The sequence below is a fragment of the Curtobacterium sp. PhB137 genome (genome assembly GCF_003814955.1).
GTDB lineage: Bacteria > Actinomycetota > Actinomycetes > Actinomycetales > Microbacteriaceae > Curtobacterium.
On sequence record NZ_RKQO01000006.1, the window covers coordinates 153791 to 173781 of the forward strand.

The following is a 19991-nucleotide window of genomic DNA, read 5'->3' on the forward strand; positions in this document are numbered from 1 at the left end:
GGAGACGAAGCGTCGACCCCCTCGGTTCAGCGGCCGGTGCGGGCGTTCCGGGCGAGGAGCCCGAGGTACGTGCTGTGCCCGACGAGCGCCAGGCCGAAGAAGATCGCGGCGACGGCGTAGACGCGGTCGAGCTTCCCCTGCCCGATGACGAGCATCACGATGCAGAAGGCAACGGCGATCGCCAGCACGCCGACCTGCACGGTCGACCAGATCCGTCGGAAGCGCGGCATGCCCGTCTCGTTCACCCGGCCATTCTCCCCCATGCCGAGCCCGCCGTGCGGTCGCCCGACGTCAGCCCGCGGTACGACGCGGGCGAGGCACGTCGGTACCGTGCTCCGATGTGCGGCCCCGCAGGCCGGACCTAGCGTGCAGGCATGGACACGCACCACCCCACGGCCACCCCCACCAGCACCCCGGCCCGCCCTGCACGCCGACGCCGTCGCCCGCTCCGGATCATCGGCTTCTCGCTCGTCGGGCTCGTCGGCCTCGGCGCCCTCACGCTCGGCGGCACGGCCACCTACGACGCGATCGCGACGGCGGCGGAACGGGACGACATCCGCCCGTACGGCGAACTCGTCCCCGTCACCGGCGGCCGGGTCAACGTCGCCGTCACCGGGTCCGGGGCGACGACCGTCGTGCTGCTGCCAGGCTTCGGCACGGCATCCCCCGTGATCGACTTCGCCCCGCTCGTCGACCGGCTGCAGGACACGCACCGGGTGGTGGTCGTCGAGCCGCTCGGGTACGGCCTGAGCGACGGCACCGACCGGCCCCGGACCAGCGCGAACATCGTCGACGAGGTGCACCAGGCGCTGTCGACCCTCGGCATCGACCGGTACGTGCTCGCGGGGCACTCGGTCGCCGGGATCTACGCGCTCGAGTACACGAACACGTACCCGGACGAGGTGCAGGCGTTCGTCGGCATCGACAGCAGTGTGCCGACGCAGCCCGGCATCGACGAGGCCGTCGGGTCTGGCCTGTTCCGCTTCGTGAAGGCCACCGGGCTCGCCCGTGTGCTCGCTGCCGTGTCCGGCGACGCGTACGCCGGGTTGCCCTACACCGATGCGCAGAAGGAGCAGATGACCCTGCTGTCACACCGCACCAGCATGCGCGCGACGTACCTGGACGAGTACGAGCACCTCGGCGCGAACTTCCGGCACGCCCGCAGCCTCGCGTTCCCCGCCGATCTGCCGGTCCGCCTGTTCGTCGTGGGCGACGACCCGGATGTGCCGGGGTGGGAGCGCCTGCACCGTGAGCAGGCGGCGTCGGTCACCGACGGCCAGGTCGTCCTGCTCGACGGCGGGCACTACCTGCACCACACGCACGCGGCGGAGATCGCCGAGGGCATCGACGCGGTCGCCGACCTCGGTCAGTGATCCCGCAGCGCCTCGACGAGCTCGGCCTTGCGCTTCGACGAGTACCCGGTCAGGCCGAGCTCCTTCGCCCGCTTCCGGAGGTCGGCGACGGTCCATTCGTCGTACGAGCCGGACTCGCCGCCCTTCTTCCCGACGGCCTCCTCGCCGCGGGCCGCTGCGGCGTTGCTGATCCGCGCGGCCTTCTCCTTCAAGTTGCCCTCCTTGCGGAGCTCCTCGTACATGTCCGGCTTCTTGAGTTGGTTCGGCATGGTGCGTCACGGTACGCGCGCCGACCCGGCGTCGTTCCGAGCCGGCGCGCGGCTCAGCGCTTCTCGGGGTCGTGGCCCCAGTTCATCAACGAGTACCGCCACGGGGCGTCGTGCACGTCACCGTCCGGCCGCTGCTCCGAGTGCCGGGCGACGTAGCCGACGACCTTCCGCATGTGGGCGTGGTCGTCGTCGGTCCGGTCCGCCTTGTGCTTCTCGAGGATCCGGATGATGTGCCGCCCGCTCTCGTGCCCGGTCGACTCACCGCCGCCCGGGGGCTTCTGCCCGACCTGCTTCGACTCGTCGGTGTCGAGCCACTCGCGGAGCTCCGACGGGGTCATGTTCACCGCGTCGGCGAAGTCGCGCTCGGTCTGCTGGTCGTCGTCGTCACTCATGGTCCCGAGGCAACCCCGCGGTCCTGGACGGGTGCGCAGGGCGGATGGCGCTCCGCCGCCGTCCAGCCGGGACGGGTTCCGTGGAGGCACGAGCAGGAAGGAACTCGCATGCCCACCGACCAGTACGAACACGGCGACCCGCGCACCCGCTACCCCGACGTCAAGCCGGAGCCGCAGACGCAGGACGAGCCGGGCCTCCAGTCCGCCATGGACCCGGTCCCCGACCTGGGCGAGACGAGCTACCGGGGCACCGGCCGGCTCGCCGGCCGCAAGGCCCTGATCACCGGCGGTGACTCCGGCATCGGCGGCGCCGTCGCGATCGCGTTCGCCCGCGAGGGCGCCGACGTCGCGATCGCCTACCTGCCGGAGGAGCAGTCCGACGCCGACCACGTGCTCGAGCAGATCCGTGCCGCCGGACGCACCGCCGTGGCGATCCCCGGCGACCTGCGTGACAAGGCGTACGCGCAGGAGCTCGTCGACCAGGCCGTCGCCGGACTCGGCGGACTCGACGCCCTGGTGAGCGTCGCCGGCAAGCAGCGCTGGCAGCCGGACGTGCTCGACATCACCGACGACCAGTTCGAAGCGACCTTCGACGTGAACGTCTTCGGGCTGTTCCGCCTCGTCAAGGCGGCGCTGCCGCACCTGGAGCCCGGTGCGACGATCACCACGACGGCGTCCATGGAGGCGTACAAGCCGGCACCCGACCGGCTCGACTACGCGGCGTCGAAGGGCGCGATCAACAACCTGTCGAAGGGGCTGTCGCAGCTGCTCGTCGAGCGTGGCATCCGCGTGAACGTCGTCGCTCCCGGGCCGACGTGGACGGTCCTGCAGCCGAGCGGCGGCGTCGACCCGTCGACGCTGCCCGAGTTCGGCAGCAGCGAGTCGCCGATGGGCCGCGCCGGACAGCCGGCCGAACTCGCACCGGCCTACGTGTTCCTGGCGTCGGACGAGTCGAGCTACGTCGTCGGCGAGACGCTCAACGTGAACGGCGGCATGGTCACGCCCTGACCTGCACCGCGCGCCGACGGGCAGATCAACCGCGAGGACTGATCCGCGGTACATCGTGAGCAGGAATGGTCGGGTTCGCTTGCAGCACCCGACCATTCCTGCTCACGAAGCGCCCCCGGCGCCCGCCGCCGCGGTCGCCCACTGCTAGCGTGCAGACGTGTCCTGGGGCCGGCTCTACTTCGCACTGCAGGCCATCGGCGGCGCAGTGTGGTGGATCACCGTCGCGACCGTCCCCGCCGTCCGGACGCTCACGCTCGGCTCGCTGGACCCGGTGGTCGTCGCGGCCCTCGACGTCCCGCTCTTCGTCGTGGCCTCGGCGCTCGCGGCGGTCTCCGCCGGCATGGTCGGACGGATCGCGGCGACCGTCGCCACCGTGTGGACCGCGCTCGTCCTCGCCGGACTCGCCGTCTGGGCGACCGTCACCGGCGAGGCCGGCTGGGGCGTCGTCGTCATGACCGCGGCGACCGTCGGTTCCGTGCTGGCCCTCGCCCTCGTCCTGCTCGGCCGGGTACCGACTGAGTGGTTGACGTCCGGTCCGCTGCGGTTCCGCACGGCCGACCCGGGTGCCGCGACGTCACGGCACGTGGTCGCGACGACCGTGCAGATCGTCGTCTTCTGGGGGCTGTTCCTCGGGGTGTTCCCCGTGGCCATCGCCGTCGCCGAGCACCGCTGGCGGCTGCACCCCGCACTGCCCGGACCGGTCGTGACCGCGCTGCTGGTGGTCGGGCTCGTCGTCCTCGCGCTCGCCAGCGCGCTCGGCATCGCGTCGGCGGCGGCGATGTCGACCAAGGGCGCTGGCACCCCGCTGCCGTCCGCCAGTGCGAACCGGTTGGTCGTCGCCGGCCCGTACCGCTCGGTGCGCAACCCGATGGCGCTCGCCGGCATCACCCAGGGCGTCGCCGTCGGGCTGCTGCTCGGGTCGTGGATGGTCGTCGTCTACGCACTCGCCGGGTCGATCGTGTGGAACTGCGTCGTCCGGCCGCTCGAGGAGGCCGACCTCGAGGCCCGCTTCGGCGAGGACTTCCGCCGCTACGCCGCCCGTGTCCGGTGCTGGGTGCCACGGTGGCCGATCGCGGCGAGCGTCGGCGGGGTCCCGGTCCCCCTCAGCTCGCCGCGCCGGTGATGTTCACGAGCCACGTGACGCGGAACCGGTCGGTGAGCATCCCGAAGGTGTCGCCCCACGGGGCCGTCGTGAGCGGTTCGATGATCGACGCGCCCTCGGCGAGCCCGTTCCAGTAGCGGGTCAGGGCCTCGTGGTCGTCGCCGCTGAGCGACAACGAGATCGTGCTCTCCGACGGCGTCTCCATGCCCGTCGGCGCGTCCGAGGCCATCAGCAGCAGGCCGTTCTCGCCCTCGAGCTGCCCGTGCATGACCTTGTCGGCATCGGCGGGGTCCTGGCTCATGCCGGCTTCGCCGAAGGTGCCGATCGTGAGCTCGCCGTGGAACACCGAGTGGTAGAAGTCGAGGGCTTCGCGGGCCCCCGAGCGGAAGCCGAGGTACGGGTTGAGACGCACGGACATGGTGGACTCCTCACGACGGGCGGGCGTCGTCGCCCGCTGCGCGCCCATCGTCGCAGACGCGACGTGCCCGCGGAAGGGCGCGGTGCCTTGGACGGACGTGCGATGCGGACGGGCGCGACCCGCTCAGCGGTGACGCGCCAGCGGCACGCGGGCCGCGCCGACCGAGCTTGCGAGGGGGGGGGGTGGCGGCGCCGCTCCGCGCCTCCAGGCCGTCAGGCGGTCGCGTCGCGGACCGTGGTCGGGTCCGCCCCGGCGAGGTCACGGATGCGCTTCGCCGGCACGCCGGCGTAGACGCCGTGCGCCAGCAGGCGCCCGGTGACGACCGCGCCGGCCGCGACGACCACGTCGTGCTCGATGTGCGCGCCGGGCAGGATCGTCGCACGGCCGCCGATCCACACGCGGTCCTCGATGACCACCGGACGGCCGGTCGGCGTCTCGCTCCACCGGCCGTCGGCGTCGATCGGGTGGTGGCTCGTCATGATGAGGACCTGCATGCCGATCGCGGCGTTCGCACCGATGCTGACGGGGGCGATGGCCTCGATGGTCACTCCTCGGTTGCAGTAGACGCCGCGAGCCACGGAGAGGTTGCGCGGGTCACCCGTGAGCGAGAAGCCGGGGCCCGGCGCCGACTCCGCGCGCGCCCCAGCCGCCTTCAGGATCAGCTGTCGCAGCACGCGCGGCAGGAACGGCGAACCGAGCAGAACGGTGAGGACGAGGTGCTCCCGAGCGTGCGCGGCGTCCTCGCGCAGCAGGCGGACCAACATCGAGGGGACGGGGACGGCTGGCGTGGCCATGCGGCCTCCTGGGCTCGGGGGACTCGTGCGGCGACACCACACACCGGAAACGTAAGCGCTCCCCAGGAGACCGACAACGGAGTCCCGGGCCGTTGCGTGATCCTTGCGGTAACGCCCCGGACCGCTACTCCCGCGCCGCCAGCGCCGTCTGCCGGGGCAGCTCCCCGAACTCCTGCCGGTAGCTCCCCGCGAACCGGCCCAGGTGCGCGAACCCCGTCGCCCGGGCGATCTCGGCGACGCTGCGGTCGTCGCCCGCCTCGAGCTGTTCCCGGGCGAGCAGGAGCCGGATCCGACGCAGGTACATCGTCGGCGTGATGCCGTGGTGCCGCTGGAACGCCGCCTGCACCCCGCGGACACTCAGCCCCGCGGCCTCGGCAACGTCGTTGACGGTGATCTGCTCGGTCGCGTGGTCGAGCAGGAACGTCTCGGCACGGGCGAAGCGCGCGGTCGACGCCATGACCGGCTCGTGCTGCCCCACCGGCCAGTGCGGGATCGCGGTCAGCAAGCCGCCGGCGGCGAACCGGGCGAGCTCGCGCTCCCGCTCGAGCGGCACGTCTGTCGGACCCTGCAGGACCTCCTGCGCGACCGACCGGACCATGAGCCACCAGGCGGCGAGCGGCGCCCCCTCTGGCACGTGTCGGGGACGGAACTCCAGCGGACCCGGCGCCCAATCACCGCGCTCGGCGGCGACCTGCTCGACGATCGACCGGTCGATGCGCAGCACGTCGTGCTGGAAGTCCACCCACCGGAACCGCTGCGGGTCCTGTCGGTAGAGCACGGGGCGGCCGATCTGCACCGGGTTGTCGTCGACCTGCGCCGAACCGGCCTTCACCCAGACGATCATCATCGCCCGCCCGGGCTCGACCGCGCCGCTCAGGGCACCCGTGCACCGCGTCGACTCGAGGGAGAGCAGGGCGGTGCCTCGCACGCGCTCCTCGAAGACGAAGCCCTCTCCGGTCGCCTCGACGGTGAGTCCGTGGGTCACGTGGGTCACCGACAGTGCCTCGGCCGCGACCGACGGCTCGTCTGTCCTGATCTCCCGCTGCGTGCGGTGCATCATCTCGGGCACGTGATGATCCTCGCGACATGTCGGCATCCGCGCAACGCACGACGCGCCGGGTTTCCTGGACGACGACCAGCATCCGCGCGTTTGACTGATGCGACATGAAGTACATCCAGTACGACCGCTCCACGTTCCTGACGAGCGACGACGTCGCCGACGCCGTGATCGAGTACGCCGCGGCGCTCGCCGGCGGCAGTCGCGCCGACGCGATCGCGGTCCCGACGGTGGCGGAGGACGGCACGATGACGACCACGAAGATCCTCATCGGCCCGTCGAGCGAGATCGTCGTCGCCGACGCGGACGAGGACGAGCTCGAGGTCGAGAACGGTGAGTTCGTGGAACGCCTGCGTGCTGCAGCGCAGACGTTCGACCACCCTGAGACGATCCACGCCGACACCCGCTCGGACCTGACGGGCGACGGACCGGTCGCCTGACCGCAGCGCGGTCGGAGCGACACGCACCGCGCGCACAGCGCCCACCGCGCTCACCGCGCGCACCGCGCTCACCGCCCGAGGTCGGTCGGGAACCTGCTGGCGTCGACCGCCAGGACCGCCTCGGTCCGTCGGCTCAGCTCGGCCAGGAACGCCCCACTCTCGGGTTCCAGGTCGTCGTCCGGCGCCGGCTCCAGGGCGACCGCCACCGCTGGTGCGAGGAGCAGCTCCACCGTGCTGGCCGCGCCGAACTCGTCGGTCGTCGGGACCGACACGACGTCGCTCAACCGGCTCTGGTGCAGGGCGGCCGCGTACCGGATCACCGCGTCGGCGACCGTGTCACCGGTCAGGACCCGGACGGTCCCCGCGTAGTTGACGTACTTCATCGGTGCTCCCTCGTGACGAGGGGCATCCGCCGCGGTGACGGTTCCCTGATCCTGCTGGACAGTAGGCCGTGGTCGCCGCGCGCGTCACAGACACCGACGCCAGAGACGGCGCCGAGGGGTCTGTCCAATCCGCGCTGTCGCTCGGGATCCCGCTGGTAGCAACGAGGTGCGTGCCGCCACCCGTGCGGCGCGGGAAGGAAGCGACTCTTGACCGAGATCACCGCCCACCACGGGCTCTTCAAGGACACGAACCTGCACGTCGACGACACCGGCGGCTCCGGCCGCACCGTCGTCCTGATCCACGGCTGGCCGCTGTCCGGCGAGTCCTGGAGCAAGCAGGTCCCGGCGTTCGTCGACGCCGGACACCGCGTCGTCACCTACGACCGTCGCGGCTTCGGTCGCAGCGACAAGCCGAAGACCGGCTACGACTACGACCACCTCACCGAGGACCTGCACACGATCCTCACCGAGCTCGACCTGCAGGACGTCACCCTCGTCGGCTTCTCGATGGGCGGCGGCGAGGTCGCCCGCTACTTCTCGAAGTACGGCACCGAGCGGCTGCACAGCGTCGTCTTCGCCTCGGCCGTGCCGCCGTACCTGCTGCAGACTTCGGACAACCCGGACGGCCCGCTGCCGAAGGAGCAGGCGGCCGAGATGACCGCGGGCCTGACGAAGGACGAGGACGCGTTCTACGACCAGTTCACGACCGACTTCTTCTCGGTGGACGGCACCCTGGTCGTCTCCGAGGAGGACCGGCAGCAGGCACTCACGCTCGCGAAGCAGGCGTCGAAGACCGCCGCGCTCGAGGCGATGGCGTCCTTCGCGAACACCGACTTCCGTGACGACCTGCCGAAGGTCACCGTGCCGACGCTCGTCATCCACGGTGACGGAGACGCGACCGTGCCGTTCGACGGCTCGGGTGCCCGCACGCACGCCGCGATCGCCGGCTCCGAGCTGCACGTCGTGGCCGGCGGCCCGCACGGCGTCAACGTCAGCCACCCGGACGAGTGGAACCGCGTGGTGCTGGCGTTCCTCGCGAAGTAGCGCGGAACGCTCAGCGTCCGCGGCACGGAACGCGACCGACAGGCGGACGGGAGGCCCGTGGCAGACCCGCCACCCCTCCCTCGCAGGCTCGGTCGGCGCGGCCCGCGTGCCGCTGGCGCGTCACGCTGATCGGCCCGCGCCCGTCCTCCTGTGCGCAGGTCCAGGGCCCCACTCAGGCCGCGGGAGCCACCAGACCGGCGCGCCGGCGCAGGTCGAGCGCGGCCGCGACGAGCTCGCGGGTACGCGGGTGCGCGTCCGCGTCGAACAGCCGCTCCGCGGGGCCCACGTCGACGACACGACCGCCGTCGAAGACCGCGATGCGGTCGGCGACCCGGCGCACGACGGCGAGGTCGTGCGAGATGAACACGCAGGTCGTGCCGGTGGTGCGCTGCAGGTCGAGCACCAGGTCGAGGATCCGCGCCTGCACCGAGACATCGAGGGCCGACGTGGGTTCGTCGCACACCACCAGCGGCACCGGTCCGGCGAACGCCCGGGCGATGGCGACGCGCTGCTTCTGCCCGCCGGACAGCTGGGCCGGCCGGCGGTCGAGGACGTCGGCGGGCAGCCCGACCCGCGCCGCGAGCTGCTCGGCGGTGCCGTCGCCGTGCAGCAGCCGGATCGCCCGTCCCAGCACCTGTCGGACCGTGCGCCGCGGGTTGAGCGAGGCGTCCGCGTTCTGGAACACGACCTGCACGGGTGGGGTGCCGGCCGGCGTTCGGTCGCCGGCGTCCAGCGCGATCGTGCCGTCGTGTCGGACCAGTCCGGCGAGTGCTCGGCCGAAGGTCGTCTTGCCGGAACCGGACTCCCCCACGACGCCCAGCACCTCACCGCGGCGCAGCTCGAGGTCGATGCCGTCGAGGGCGACGGCGCCGTCGTACTCCTTGCGGAGGCCCCTGATCGTCGCGAGCACGTCGTGCTGCGCGGTCTCGGCGGTGGTGCCCGTCGTTCCCGCCTTGCCCGCCGTTCCCGCCTTGCCCGTCGTGATGTCTGGCAGGGCGTCGACGAGCTGCTTCGTGTACGGCTCCGTGGGGTGGAGCAGCACCTGGGTCGCGGTGCCCTCCTCGACGAGCACCCCGTGGCGGAGCACCCCGACCCGTCCGCAGTGCGCCGCGACCAGCGGCAGGTTGTGGCTGATGAGCAGGGTCGCGAAGCCGATCTCGGTCCGGAGCTCGTCGATGAGCGCCATGATGCCCGCCTCGACCGTGCTGTCCAGGCCGGTCGTCGGTTCGTCGAGCACGAGCAGGCGCGGACGGGCCACCAGGGCCATCGCGATCGCGACGCGCTGCTGCTGACCGCCGGACAGCTCGTGCGGGTACCGCACCCCGATCGTCGTCGGAGACGGCAGCCCGACCCGCGTGAACGCCTCGATCGTCGCGGTGTCCGCAGCCGCGCGGCCGGAGCCCGTGGCGCGCAGGACCTCGGCGACCTGGCGTCCGACCGTCATCGTCGGGTTGAGGGCGAGGCCGGGTTCCTGGTGGACGACCGCCACGACGTCGCGCCGGAACCGCCGGAGGCGCTCACCGCGCAGGGACGCGACGTCGACGCCGTAGACGACCAGCGCCGACGACCCGACGGCGGCGTCCGGGCCGAGCGACGCCGTCAGCGTGCCGGCCACGGTGCTCTTGCCGGAGCCGGACTCGCCCACGAGCCCGTACGAGCCACCGGGCTCGATCACGAAGGCGACGTCGTCGACCACCCGGGTGCCGCGGTACGACACGGTGAGACCCTCGACGCGGACCAGTGCGTCGGTCGTGCCGGTGGTCCGGGGCTGCTGGCTCGTGCCGGTCTGCTCGGTCACTCGGAGACCTCCTTGAGGTTGTCGGCGATCAGGTTCGCGGACACGACGATCGACGCCACGGCGACACCCGGGAACACGACCGTCCACCACGCGGCCTGCAGGTAGGCGCGGTTCGCGTTGATGTCGAGCCCCCAGTCGGCGGCCGGTGGTTGCGAACCGAGCCCGAGGAACGACAGCGACGCGGTGATGAAGATCGCGGCACCGAGGCTCAGGACCGCCTGGATCACGAAGACCCCGATCACGTTCGGCAGCAACTCGGTGACCATCGCCCGGACGGCGCTCTCGCCCTGCAGCCGTGCGGCCTGGACGTAGGACTTGCCCATCTCGACGAGCACCGCGGCCCGGACGATCCGCGCGATGCCCGGCGCGAAGAGCACGCCGACGATGAGGACGAGCGCGGGCGTCGACACCCCGAACGCACCGACGAGCACGACCAGGAAGATCAGGCTGGGCAACGCGAGCAGCACGTCGAAGAACCGCATCAGGGCGGTGTCGACCCAGCCGCGGTGGTAGCCGGCGAGCAGGCCGAGGGTGCCGCCGACGACGGTCGCCAGCGCCGCGCCGAACGGGCCGATGACGAGCGCCGGCCGGGCCCCGGCGGCGACGCGGGCGAAGACGTCGCGGCCGAGCGAGTCGGTGCCGAACCAGTGCGCAGCGCTCGGCGCCTGCAGGAGCTCACCGGTGCGAGCGAAGGGCTGCAGGCCGAGCAGGTGCCAGCCCACGGCCAGGACGACCCACCAGAGCAGGATCGCCACGGAGACCAGGAACGTGGGACGCCGGAGGAGTCCGCGCCACCCGCGGCGGGTGACCCGTGCGGTGCCCGTGGTGGTCGACGCCGACGGCCGACCGGCGAGGGCGTCGGTCTCGACGGCGCCGGGGACGACGGCGGTCATGCGGTGGCCACCCGTTCGAAGCGGATCCGGGGATCGACCACCACGAACAGCAGGTCGGTGAGCAGGAGCGCGCCGAGCGAGAGCGCCCCGGCGAGCATCACCCCGCTCTCGAGCAGCAGGGCGTCCTTACGCTCGGCGGCCGACACGAGCAGGGCGCCGAGGCCCGGGTAGGAGAACAGGGTCTCCACGATGACGCTGCCGCCGAGCAGGGTGCCGAGGTAGATGCCGAGCACCGAGAACGTCGGGATGAGCGCGTTGCGGACGACGTGCCGGCGGACGACCTGGCCGGTGGTCAGGCCCTTGAGCACGGCGGTGCGGTGGAACTGCGACCGGATCGTCTCGATCGTCCCCGCACGCACCATCCGGGTCAGGACGGCGAGGTACGCCAGGGCGAGCACCACGGCGGGCAGCGTGAGCACCCGGAGCCGCTCGCCGAACCCGGCGTCGAGCGCACCGGACGCCTGCACGGGCACCACCCGCAGCCAGACCGCGAAGACGAGCAGCAGCACGATCCCGACGACGAACTCCGGCACCGCCGAGATCGTCAGCAGCGCGACCGTGACGGCACGGTCGGAGCGGCGACCCTGCCGGTACGCCTGCACGGCACCGAGCGTGATCGCAACCGGCACCATGATGACGAACGCGTACGCGCCGAGCAGCAGGGAGTTGCCGAGACGGCCGAGCACCAGGTCGCGGACCGGCTCGGAGTAGACGAAGCTCGTGCCCCAGTCCCCCGTGACGAACCCGCTGATCCAGTGCAGGTACCGGCTGACGAGGGACCCGTCGAGCCCGTGGTCGACGTTCCACGCGCGCACCTGCGCCGCCGTCGCGTACTGCCCGAGGGCGTTCCGGCCCGGGTCCCCCGGCACGACCTGGACGAGCCAGAACGTCAGGACGGAGACCACGACCAGGACGAGCGGGATCTGGACGACCCGTTGCCCGACCAGGGTCAGCAGACGACGGCGGCGCGCGGTGCTCATGACGCGGTGACCCCGATGCCCCGGAAGTCGAACCCGCCCGGGAAGTCCTGCCCCGACCGGAAGGTGCCCGTGACGCGCTTCTGCAGCAGGATGCTGCTCGACGCGAACGCGGGGACGATCACGGGCAGGTCGGTCCACTCGATCTCGGCGATCTGGTTCGCCAGGTCCTGCCGCTCCGACTCGTCGGTCGTCGACTCGTACCGGTCGGTCAGCTGCTCGAGCTCTGGGCTCGAGTACTTCGAGGCGTTCCAGACGGCGCCGTCGCGGTAGATCAGGTCGACGTACTGCGCGGGCAGGCGCTGCGCCCAGTTGGTGATCGTCACCGGGGCGTTCAGCCACGGGGTGTCGTCGCCGTCGGCGTAGTACTGCGCGCTCGTCAGCACCTTGAGGGTGACGTCGAACCCGCCGACCGCCTCGAGCTGCTGCTGCACCACCTGGGCGAGGGCCTTCTCGGCGTCGAGCGTCGTGATCTCGAACGAGACCGTCCTGCCGCCGAGCAGGTCCGCGACCTTCGCCTTGTCCTGCTCGCGCTGCTCGAGTCCCTTCGGCTGGATCGCCGAACTCGGGAAGAACGTGGTGTCGTTGCCGACCTCGGCTGCGCCGCCGTAGACCGTCTTGACGATCTCCTCACGGTCGAGCGCGAGGGCGAAGGCCTCACGGACCTTCGGGTCGTCGAAGGGCGCCTTGGTGACGTCGAGGAAGATGCCGTCGAACTTGTTGAAGTACGGCTCGGTCTCGGTGTGGTCCGAGGCCTGCAGCGTCGACGTCGCGGTGGGGCTGGCGGCGATCTGGTCGATCTCCCCGCTCTGGAACGCGAGCAGCTGGGCCTGGTCGTCGGCGTAGAACTTCACGTCGACCTGCTGCAGCTCCACGTCCTTCGCGTCCCAGTAGTCCGGGTTCTTCGTGAACGTGGCGCCCTGGCCGGCCGAGTACTTCGTCAGCACGAACTGTCCGGCGCCGACGGGCTGCTTGGCCCAGTTCGCGCCGGCGTCGAAGCCGGCCGGCTGGATGGTCGTGTTCGAGCCCGTGAGCAGGTAGGGAAAGTCGGCGTACGGCTTGGCGAGCGTGAAGTCGATGGTCGAGGCACCGTCGGCGGCGACCGACTGCAGGATGCCGTCGAAGCTCGACTTGCCGGGCGACTGGCTGTCCTTGCCGATGATCGAGTCGAACGTCGCGACGACGTCCTTGCTCGTGAGCGCGGCACCGTCCGAGAACTGCAGGTCGTCGCGGAGCTGCACCGTCCAGGTGCGTCCGTCTGACGACGCCTTCCACGAGTCGGCCAGACGGCCCTCGAGCTTGCCCTTCGCGTCCTGGCTGAGCAGACCCTCGGACGCCAACCCCACGATGAACATCGCGTTGTAGTCCGAGGTGGTGAGCGGGTTGATCGTGCTGTCGGGCTCCTGGAGTCCGAGCGTGTAGGTGCCGGTGTCCGAGGACGATCCGGGCGAGGCATCGCCGCCGGACGAGCACGCGGCGAGCGTGAGGGCGAGGGCGGACGCGGTGGCCGCGAGGGCGAGGCGCTTGAGGCGACGCCGCCGCGACGTGAGGTCGACGGTCACGGATGACTCCTAGGGGTTCGGGTTGCAGGGGTGCGGTGCTGGGAGGGGTGGTGCGGTCAGCGGTGCGCGCGGTCCGGCACCCGGGGGTGTCCGAAGCGCTCGCGCAGGGTGAGGTCGTCGTACGCCGTGGCGGTCCGGCCGCGGCGCTGCAGTTCCGGCACGACGTGGTCGACGAACCGGTCGATCCCGCCGGGCAGGTACGGGAACTGCACGATGAAGCCGTCGGCGCCACCGTCGTCGGCGAGCTCCTCGAACCGGTCGGCGATCTCCGGTCCGGTGCCCGTCAGCAGGCTGCGGCGGTACGACCACTCGTAGACGTCGCGGGGCGTCGCGGGGCCGTCGGCGAGCAGCCGGTCGACCGCGGGCTTCGGCGAGCGGGTCTCGTTCGAGGTGTCGAACTCCTCGGCGTAGTCGAACGGCACGTCGACGTCGCGGCCGGACAGGTCCTGCCCGATCTGGTGCGACACGTCCTCGAGGATGAGGGCGTCCGGCGTCAGGGCGAGGATCGCGTCCGCCTCGGCTCGGGCGTCGGCGGCGGTCTCCCCCACGACCGGCATCACCGACGGCATGATCTTCACCGCGTCGGCGGAGCGGCCGTGCCGGACGGCGCGGGCGCGCAGGTCGTCGACGAAGCGTCGGACGTCCGCGGTGGAGCCACCACGGGTGAACACCGCGTCGGCCGTGTCCGCGGCGAGTTCCAGCCCGGACTCGGACCCGCCGGCCTGGAACAGCAGCGGGTGGCCCTGCGGCGGCCGGGCGATGTTGAGCGGCCCGCGCACCCGGAAGAACTCGCCCTCGTGGTCGAGACGGTGCAGGCCGTCGCGGCGCGCGAAGACCCCGGACGCCGGGTCGGCCACGATCGCGTCGTCGTCCCAGCTGTCCAGCAGCCCGTTCACGACGTCGACGAACTCGCGACCGCGCTCGTACCGTCGGGAGTGGTCGATGTGGGCGTCACCACCGAAGTTGCGGGCCTCTTCGTCGTAGCGGCTCGTGACGAGGTTCCACGCGGCCCGCCCACCGCTGAGGTGGTCGAGCGAGGCGAGGGTCCTGGCCACGTGGTACGGCTCGTTGTACGTCGTCGACACGGTCGCGGCGAGGCCGATCCGCGACGTCACCTGGGACAGCGCGGCGAGCAGCGTGAACGGTTCGGGCCGCAGCGCCCCGTAGTGGTCGACGCCCGACGGGTACCGGTCCCAGAAGTACAGGCCGTCGGCGAGGAAGAGCGTGTCGAACACGCCGCGCTCGGCGGTCTGCGCGATGTGCCGGTGGTGCCGCATGCTCAGGTGCTCGGCGGGGCGAGAGGACGGGTGCCGCCACCCGGTGACGTGCGCGCCGCCCGGGTGGAAGGCGAAGGCGCCCAGCAGGATGCGGTCGCTCATGCGGACGCCTCCTGGTCGACAGCCGCGGGCGCGGGCGCGGCTGCCGAACCGTCGTACCGGCTCGCCGGTCGCGCCAACCCGAGGTGCTCCCGCAGGGTGTCGCCGCGGTACGTGCGGTCGTACACGCCGCGACGTTCGAGCTCCGGCACGACCTGGTCGACGAACCGGTCGACGCTCACCGGGATCGACGAGAACGCGAGCATGTAGCCGTCGGCGGCGTCCTGCTGGTAGCGCTCGGTCAGCCAGTCGGCGATCTGCTCGGGCGTGCCCGGCAGGAACCGACGGCGCAGGATCGTCCGGTAGACCTCGCGCAGCGTGGTGGCCTCGGCGGCGATGCGGCGGATCGACTCGTAGACGGACTTCGACTGGTTGATCGCCGTCTCGTCGAAGACGTGCTCGAACGGTGCGTCGAGCGGCCGGTCGGACAGGTCGGTCTGCAGGTAGTGGGACAGCAGGTCGAGCGAGACGCGGTCCGGTGTCAGCTCCTCGATCTCGTCGAGCTGCCGCAGCGCGTCGGCCTCGGTGTCGCCGATCACCGGCGACACCGCCGGCAGGATCAGCATCGACGACGCGTCACGTCCGTGCTCGACGGCGCGGCGCTTGTAGTCGGCGTACAGGGCCTGCGCGTCGGCGAGGTCGTCCTGCCAGAGGGTGAAGACGCCCTCGGCCTTCGCCCCGGCCAGCGCGCGGCCGGCCTCGGACGCCCCGGCCTGGAACAGCACCGGGTGGGCCTGCGGCGGCCGGGCGATGTTGAGCGGCCCGCGCACGCGGAAGAACTCGCCCTCGTGGTCGAGCACGTGCAGTCCGTCGCGCTTCGCGAAGTACCCGGACTCCTGGTCGTACAGGAACGCGTCGTCGTCCCAGCTGTCCCAGAGGCCCTGCACGACGTCGACGAACTCGGCACCCCGGCGGTAGCGGACGGCGTGGTCGAGGTTCGCGTCGCGACCGAAGTTCCAGGCCTCTTCGTCCGAGGCGCTCGTGACGAGGTTCCAGGCGGCCCGGCCCTCGCTGAGGTGGTCGATCGACGCCAGCTTCCGGGCCACGTGGTACGGCTCGTTGTAGGTGGTCGAGACGGTCGCGGCGAGCCCGATGTGCTCGGTCCGCTGCGACAGGGCACCGAGCAGGGTGAAGGGTTCGGTGCGGATGTTCACGGCGTGGTCGATGCCCGATGCGAAGCGGTCCCAGACGTACAGCTCGTCGGCGATGAACAGCGTCGCGAACCCACCGCGCTCGAGCGTCTGCGCGAACCGGACGTAGTACTCGACGTCCAGGTAGGCGTCCGGTTCGCTGCCCGGCAGGCGCCAGCTCGTGACGTGCTCGCCGCCGGGGTAGAACACCATCCCGCCGAGCACCAGGCCGCCGTCGCGGGTCATGCCGTCACCGCCTCGTGGGCCAGGACGGCGCCGAGCTGCGGGGCCACCTGCTCGGCGAACAGCGCGAGGGCGTCCGTCCGTGCACCGACGTCGGAGTAGCCGTCGTCGACCTGCACGTTGAGCTGCGTCGCGTACCGGGAGTACGGCTTCGACGCGATCGACTCCGCGATGTCGTCGGCCGTGCCGTAGTGCAGGTTGAGCGACGCGGCCTTCTCGGCCAGGGTCGTCGCCGGCGGCAGGAACGACTCGCCCCACGCGTACTTCGCCTCGATGCCCGCACGCGCCTCGCGCAGCGCGGTCTCGCGGTCCGGGGCCGGGTAGATCGCCGTCGAGAGCGCGACGCGGGGAACAGCGCCGTCCGGCAGTGCGGCGTGGTAGGCGTCCGCGGTGACCTCGGCCGGCACGGTCTGCGTGGTGCCGATCAGCACCCCGTGCCCCCGACGGGCGGCGATCGCGGCGCTCTCGGCGCTGAGCGTGGCGTCCCAGATCCGGTCGAGCAGCCCGCTGCCGTCCGGGTTCAGGCGTGCGGTCCCCGTGCCGAGTGACGCACCACGCAGCGCGTCGAGCAGCCGTGCGAGCTGCTCGTCGAACGCGGCACGACGGGTGTCGTGGTCGGCCCCGACCAGACCGGGTGCGAAGACGTCGAGGGTCTCCGGGCCGCCACCGTTCGCGACGCCGAGTTCCACGCGGCCGTCGCTGATCGCGTCGAGGACGGCGGCGTCCTCGGCAACCCGGACCGGGTCCTCGTGCGGCAGCGTGACCGCTCCGAGCCCGAGCCGCAGGGTGGACGTCCGCTCGGCGAGGGCCGCGAAGAACACGAACGGTGACGGCAGTCCGCCGCGCGCCGGTGCGTCGTCGTGTCGGAAGTGGAACTGGCGCACCCAGGCCCCGTCGTACCCGAGGCGTTCCGCCGCGGTGAAGAGCTCGAGCTCCTCGCGGTAGGCCCGGGTCGCCGGCGGCGCCTCGGTGCCGTGCGAGAACACCGCGATCCGCAACGGCACCGTGGCCGCGCGGGCGGTGCGTTCGACGTGCGTCATGCAACACTCCCTCGTCAGTGGAGCGATGCAAACACGAGCGAGCGACGCGCACGAGCGTCGACGTAACGGGGCGCAGTGATTCGTCACGGAACGTAGGAGAGCGCGCACAGCGCGGAACAGGAGCATCATCACCGCCCTTGTGCCCGGAGCAGGACCGACGTAGCTTGGCGGCAGCTGCCCCGGACCCCGGTCGCCGGAACTCCTGTGTTCCTCGAGACGATCAGGGAGTGTCACCGTGCCGCAACAATCCGTCGACGAGACGTCATCCGCGACCACCACCGAACCGAACACCGCCACCGCTGCCGCACCGGTCCGCCTGGAGGCCTCGGCGTCCTCGCCCGAACAGGCCCTCGAGCAGTTGCCGGGCCTCGTCACGGGCACCTCGTGGCAGACCCGTCCGACCACCGGGGCGTACTCGTTCCGGTACCTGGCCGTCGGTGACGGCAACGTGACGCTCCGCCGGTCGCAGATGCGCGGCTACGTCCGCGGCACCGTGGCCCCCGACGACGCGTACATCGTCGTCCTGGTGCTCGGCGGCGTCGTCACGCTCGACCTCCTGCGCGGCGGCGGGCCGGTCGACAACGGCGTGCCGGCGCTGATGCCCACCGAACGACGCGCCGTCGTCGAGGCCAGCAACCACGACGCCGTCATGGTGCACCTCACCCGCGCGTTCGTGCGGTCCGTCGCCGAGGAGCGCCACGGACTGCCCTCCGGCGGCCTGCACCTCGACGAGCGTGCCGTCCCCGCAGCGGACGCCGTCGTGCGCTGGCGGCAGGTCCTCGAGTCCGCTCGTCGGGTCCTCGCGGCGCAGGGTGTGGCCTCCACCGCCTGGTCGGACGCCACCCGGGCCGTCGCCGTCGCCTTCCTCGCCCTGTACCCACCGAAGGCCGCCGAACCGTCGAGCGCCCTGTGGGCACCCCGGAACGCCCGGATCCGGCGAGCGGTCGACCACGTGCACGAGCACGCGGCGGAACCCATCGCCGTGTCGGACCTCGCCGCGGTGTCCGGCTTGAGCGTCCGTGCCGTGCAGGAGTCGTTCCAGCGGCTGTTCGGGATGCCGCCGTCGGCCTACGTCCGGTCCGTCCGGCTCCAGCGCGTCCGGGGCGACCTGCTGCGACTCGACACCGCGACCACCTCGGTGAGCGAGGTCGCACGCAGCTGGGGGTTCGCCCACCTCGGCCGGTTCTCGGCGGAGTACACGAGCCGCTACGGCGAGTACCCGAAGGCCACGCTGCACCGGTGACCGGTCGAGCGCGCACCACGCGCCCTGGGCAGGGCCGACGGGCGGACGGGAGGCGCAGGGCGGGCCCGGACCGCGCCTCCCGTCCGTCAGGTCGTCCCGTCCACCGCCCTGGCGGACGTCACGCAGACGGCGTCGCGTCGAGCGCGATGACCGCGACCTGGACCACCGCGTCGTCCGGCATGTCCGGGTAGTAGTTGGCGCGCAGCTGCCGGGCGAAGTCGACCATGTCGGTGTCGGCCGGCTGGTGCGCCGCCCGAGGGGTGAGCTCCGCCAGGCGGTGGTCGGTCACCTCGGTGACCTGGCCGGCCAACGGCGTCGCCGAGGGGTGCTCGTCGAAGACGAACACCGCGGGGCCGGTGCGAACGTCCTCGTGCCAGCGCACCGTCGTGACCTTCTCGCCGCGCTGGACGGCGTCGTGGTGCTTCTGGTGGAAGTGGATCGTCTGGGACACGGATCAAGTCTGGTCGATGTCGACCAGGTCCGCGTGCCGCGCGGCGTAGGCCGTCGCACGGCGGATCCGGCGGAGCGTCAGCGGGACGATCCAGACGAGCACCGCCACCATGAGCGCGAGGAACACCGGCGGCAGGATCCCGAGGTCGCCGCGGATCCACGTCGACACCATCTGGAACGCGAGCGCTGTGTAGAGCAGCCCGATGTACGCGAGCTGGAACCGCAGCGCGAGTGGGACCACCGTGGCGTACCGGACGGCGCCGACCTGCTCAGCCGGGTCGAGCGGCAGGTCCGCGCCGCGGGCCACGATCTTCGCGAAGCGACGGAGTCGACCGAGGTCGTGGCCGGCGGACGCCCGCAAGAGCCCGTTCAACGGCAGCGACTGGAGCAGGGCCGCGAACGCGGTCGCAGTGAAGACCAGCTGGCCGGCGAGGAAGGCCGCCTGGGTGAGTCCAGCGGGGTCGTCCCCGGTGAAGGCGGCCAGGACCACCACGCCGATCGTCACGACGACGATGGACACGCCGAAGGTCACCGCGATCACCATGATCGTGTGGCGGAGTTCGGCCGGTCCGAACCGGTAGCCGACCGGGTACGCCGCCGGCGACGGCTCCGTGCGCCGGAACAGCGCACCGAGTGGTCGCGCGATCACCAGCAGCACCGCCGCTCCCCCGATCAGCACGACCGGCACCCAGACCGGCGCGCCGGCCGAGACCGACGCGAGCACGACGACCACCGCACCCGCCACGTCCACGGCGACCACGCCCAGCAGCCACCACCGCAGGTACCGGGAGCTGTCCGTGGACGACCGGTGGTCCCAGTAGCCCGCCAACGACCCGACCACCGCAGGTCCGACGACGAACATCGGGATGCTGACGCTCACCGCGATGATCAGGACGTCCGAAACGTCGCTGAGTTCGAACACCGCCAGCAGGGTGCCCCCGAGGGTGAGCGCTGTGATCAGCACGATGAGCAGGACGTAGCTCAGGACCCGCATGGGGTGACTCCTCTTCCGGCAGGACG

General features: G+C 72.0%; 22 protein-coding genes. 6 read left to right on the forward strand and 16 right to left on the reverse strand.

Features of this window, described 5'->3' with window-relative positions; genetic code table 11:
- Positions 1-26 precede the first annotated feature (26 nt).
- Entirely contained in the window at positions 27-230 is a 204-nt protein-coding gene (locus EDF28_RS10375; protein WP_123938221.1) for a hypothetical protein, read from the reverse strand.
- Between the two features lie 144 nt (positions 231-374).
- Between EDF28_RS10375 and EDF28_RS10380 the strand changes: the two genes are divergently transcribed.
- Positions 375-1373, forward strand: coding sequence for an alpha/beta fold hydrolase (locus tag EDF28_RS10380; RefSeq protein ID WP_123938222.1), 999 nt, complete (start codon positions 375-377; stop codon positions 1371-1373).
- On the opposite strand, the gene EDF28_RS10385 is transcribed toward EDF28_RS10380, so the two are convergent.
- A complete protein-coding gene (locus tag EDF28_RS10385; protein ID WP_123938223.1) occupies positions 1367-1621 on the reverse strand; it encodes a Rho termination factor N-terminal domain-containing protein in 255 nt (84 codons plus the stop codon). The two genes, EDF28_RS10380 and EDF28_RS10385, sit on opposite strands and share 7 nt — an antisense overlap.
- A gap of 53 nt (positions 1622-1674) precedes the next feature.
- Entirely contained in the window at positions 1675-2013 is a 339-nt protein-coding gene (locus EDF28_RS10390) for a DUF3140 domain-containing protein (RefSeq protein ID WP_123938224.1), read from the reverse strand.
- A 108-nt stretch (positions 2014-2121) separates the two neighbouring features.
- Here EDF28_RS10390 and EDF28_RS10395 point away from each other — a divergent pair, with 108 nt between their 5' ends.
- Both EDF28_RS10395 and EDF28_RS10400 read left to right on the forward strand, forming a co-directional pair.
- Complete coding sequence (locus tag EDF28_RS10395; RefSeq protein ID WP_123938225.1) at positions 2122-3021, forward strand: SDR family oxidoreductase; 900 nt, start codon at positions 2122-2124, stop codon at positions 3019-3021.
- A 157-nt stretch (positions 3022-3178) separates the two neighbouring features.
- Positions 3179-4144, forward strand: coding sequence for an isoprenylcysteine carboxylmethyltransferase family protein (locus EDF28_RS10400; RefSeq protein WP_123938226.1), 966 nt, complete (start codon positions 3179-3181; stop codon positions 4142-4144).
- Here EDF28_RS10400 and EDF28_RS10405 read toward each other — a convergent pair.
- The 3 genes from EDF28_RS10405 to EDF28_RS10415 form a co-directional block, all read right to left on the reverse strand.
- Positions 4125-4541: a VOC family protein gene (locus EDF28_RS10405; RefSeq protein ID WP_123672882.1), complete on the reverse strand. Its 417-nt coding sequence runs from the start codon at positions 4539-4541 to the stop codon at positions 4125-4127. The genes EDF28_RS10400 and EDF28_RS10405 overlap by 20 nt on opposite strands.
- A gap of 212 nt (positions 4542-4753) precedes the next feature.
- Complete coding sequence (locus tag EDF28_RS10410; RefSeq protein ID WP_123938227.1) at positions 4754-5335, reverse strand: DapH/DapD/GlmU-related protein; 582 nt, start codon at positions 5333-5335, stop codon at positions 4754-4756.
- 124 nt (positions 5336-5459) lie between these two features.
- Positions 5460-6395, reverse strand: a complete 936-nt coding sequence (locus tag EDF28_RS10415) for an AraC family transcriptional regulator (RefSeq protein ID WP_243650021.1) — start codon at positions 6393-6395, stop codon at positions 5460-5462.
- Positions 6396-6499: 104 nt separating this feature from the next.
- Here EDF28_RS10415 and EDF28_RS10420 point away from each other — a divergent pair, with 104 nt between their 5' ends.
- The gene (locus EDF28_RS10420) at positions 6500-6832 is read left to right on the forward strand and encodes a hypothetical protein (protein WP_123938229.1); all 333 of its coding nucleotides are present in this window, start codon (positions 6500-6502) and stop codon (positions 6830-6832) included.
- Between the two features lie 68 nt (positions 6833-6900).
- Here the strand turns inward: EDF28_RS10420 and EDF28_RS10425 are convergent, their stop codons facing one another.
- Complete coding sequence (locus EDF28_RS10425) at positions 6901-7215, reverse strand: hypothetical protein (protein ID WP_123938230.1); 315 nt, start codon at positions 7213-7215, stop codon at positions 6901-6903.
- 207 nt (positions 7216-7422) lie between these two features.
- On the opposite strand from EDF28_RS10425, the gene EDF28_RS10430 reads away from it, so the two are divergent.
- Positions 7423-8259, forward strand: coding sequence for an alpha/beta fold hydrolase (locus EDF28_RS10430; RefSeq protein ID WP_123938231.1), 837 nt, complete (start codon positions 7423-7425; stop codon positions 8257-8259).
- 172 nt (positions 8260-8431) lie between these two features.
- Here the strand turns inward: EDF28_RS10430 and EDF28_RS10435 are convergent, their stop codons facing one another.
- From EDF28_RS10435 to EDF28_RS10465, 7 genes are read right to left on the reverse strand one after another with little or no spacing between them, the layout of a single operon-like run.
- Positions 8432-10057, reverse strand: coding sequence for an ABC transporter ATP-binding protein (locus tag EDF28_RS10435; protein WP_185094209.1), 1626 nt, complete (start codon positions 10055-10057; stop codon positions 8432-8434).
- Complete coding sequence (locus EDF28_RS10440; protein ID WP_123938233.1) at positions 10054-10950, reverse strand: ABC transporter permease; 897 nt, start codon at positions 10948-10950, stop codon at positions 10054-10056. The genes EDF28_RS10435 and EDF28_RS10440 overlap by 4 nt, the downstream gene beginning before the upstream one ends.
- Positions 10947-11930: an ABC transporter permease gene (locus EDF28_RS10445; protein WP_123938234.1), complete on the reverse strand. Its 984-nt coding sequence runs from the start codon at positions 11928-11930 to the stop codon at positions 10947-10949. Before EDF28_RS10445 ends, EDF28_RS10440 begins: the two co-directional genes overlap by 4 nt.
- Entirely contained in the window at positions 11927-13489 is a 1563-nt protein-coding gene (locus EDF28_RS10450) for an ABC transporter substrate-binding protein (protein ID WP_123938235.1), read from the reverse strand. Before EDF28_RS10450 ends, EDF28_RS10445 begins: the two co-directional genes overlap by 4 nt.
- 56 nt (positions 13490-13545) lie before the next feature.
- Complete coding sequence (locus EDF28_RS10455) at positions 13546-14868, reverse strand: NtaA/DmoA family FMN-dependent monooxygenase (protein ID WP_123938236.1); 1323 nt, start codon at positions 14866-14868, stop codon at positions 13546-13548.
- Entirely contained in the window at positions 14865-16241 is a 1377-nt protein-coding gene (locus tag EDF28_RS10460; RefSeq protein ID WP_123340444.1) for an LLM class flavin-dependent oxidoreductase, read from the reverse strand. The genes EDF28_RS10455 and EDF28_RS10460 overlap by 4 nt, the downstream gene beginning before the upstream one ends.
- Positions 16238-17278 (reverse strand): LLM class flavin-dependent oxidoreductase, encoded by a 1041-nt coding sequence (locus EDF28_RS10465; RefSeq protein WP_159573002.1) that lies wholly within the window; start codon positions 17276-17278, stop codon positions 16238-16240. Before EDF28_RS10465 ends, EDF28_RS10460 begins: the two co-directional genes overlap by 4 nt.
- A 235-nt stretch (positions 17279-17513) precedes the next feature.
- On the opposite strand from EDF28_RS10465, the gene EDF28_RS10470 reads away from it, so the two are divergent.
- The gene (locus EDF28_RS10470) at positions 17514-18521 is read left to right on the forward strand and encodes an AraC family transcriptional regulator (RefSeq protein ID WP_123938238.1); all 1008 of its coding nucleotides are present in this window, start codon (positions 17514-17516) and stop codon (positions 18519-18521) included.
- Between the two features lie 118 nt (positions 18522-18639).
- Here the strand turns inward: EDF28_RS10470 and EDF28_RS10475 are convergent, their stop codons facing one another.
- Positions 18640-18972 carry an ASCH domain-containing protein gene (locus EDF28_RS10475; protein WP_123938239.1) on the reverse strand — a complete coding sequence of 111 codons (333 nt, stop codon included), beginning with the start codon at positions 18970-18972 and terminating at the stop codon, positions 18640-18642.
- 3 nt (positions 18973-18975) lie between these two features.
- Positions 18976-19965, reverse strand: coding sequence for a hypothetical protein (locus EDF28_RS10480; RefSeq protein ID WP_123938240.1), 990 nt, complete (start codon positions 19963-19965; stop codon positions 18976-18978).
- Positions 19966-19991: the final 26 nt, after the last annotated feature.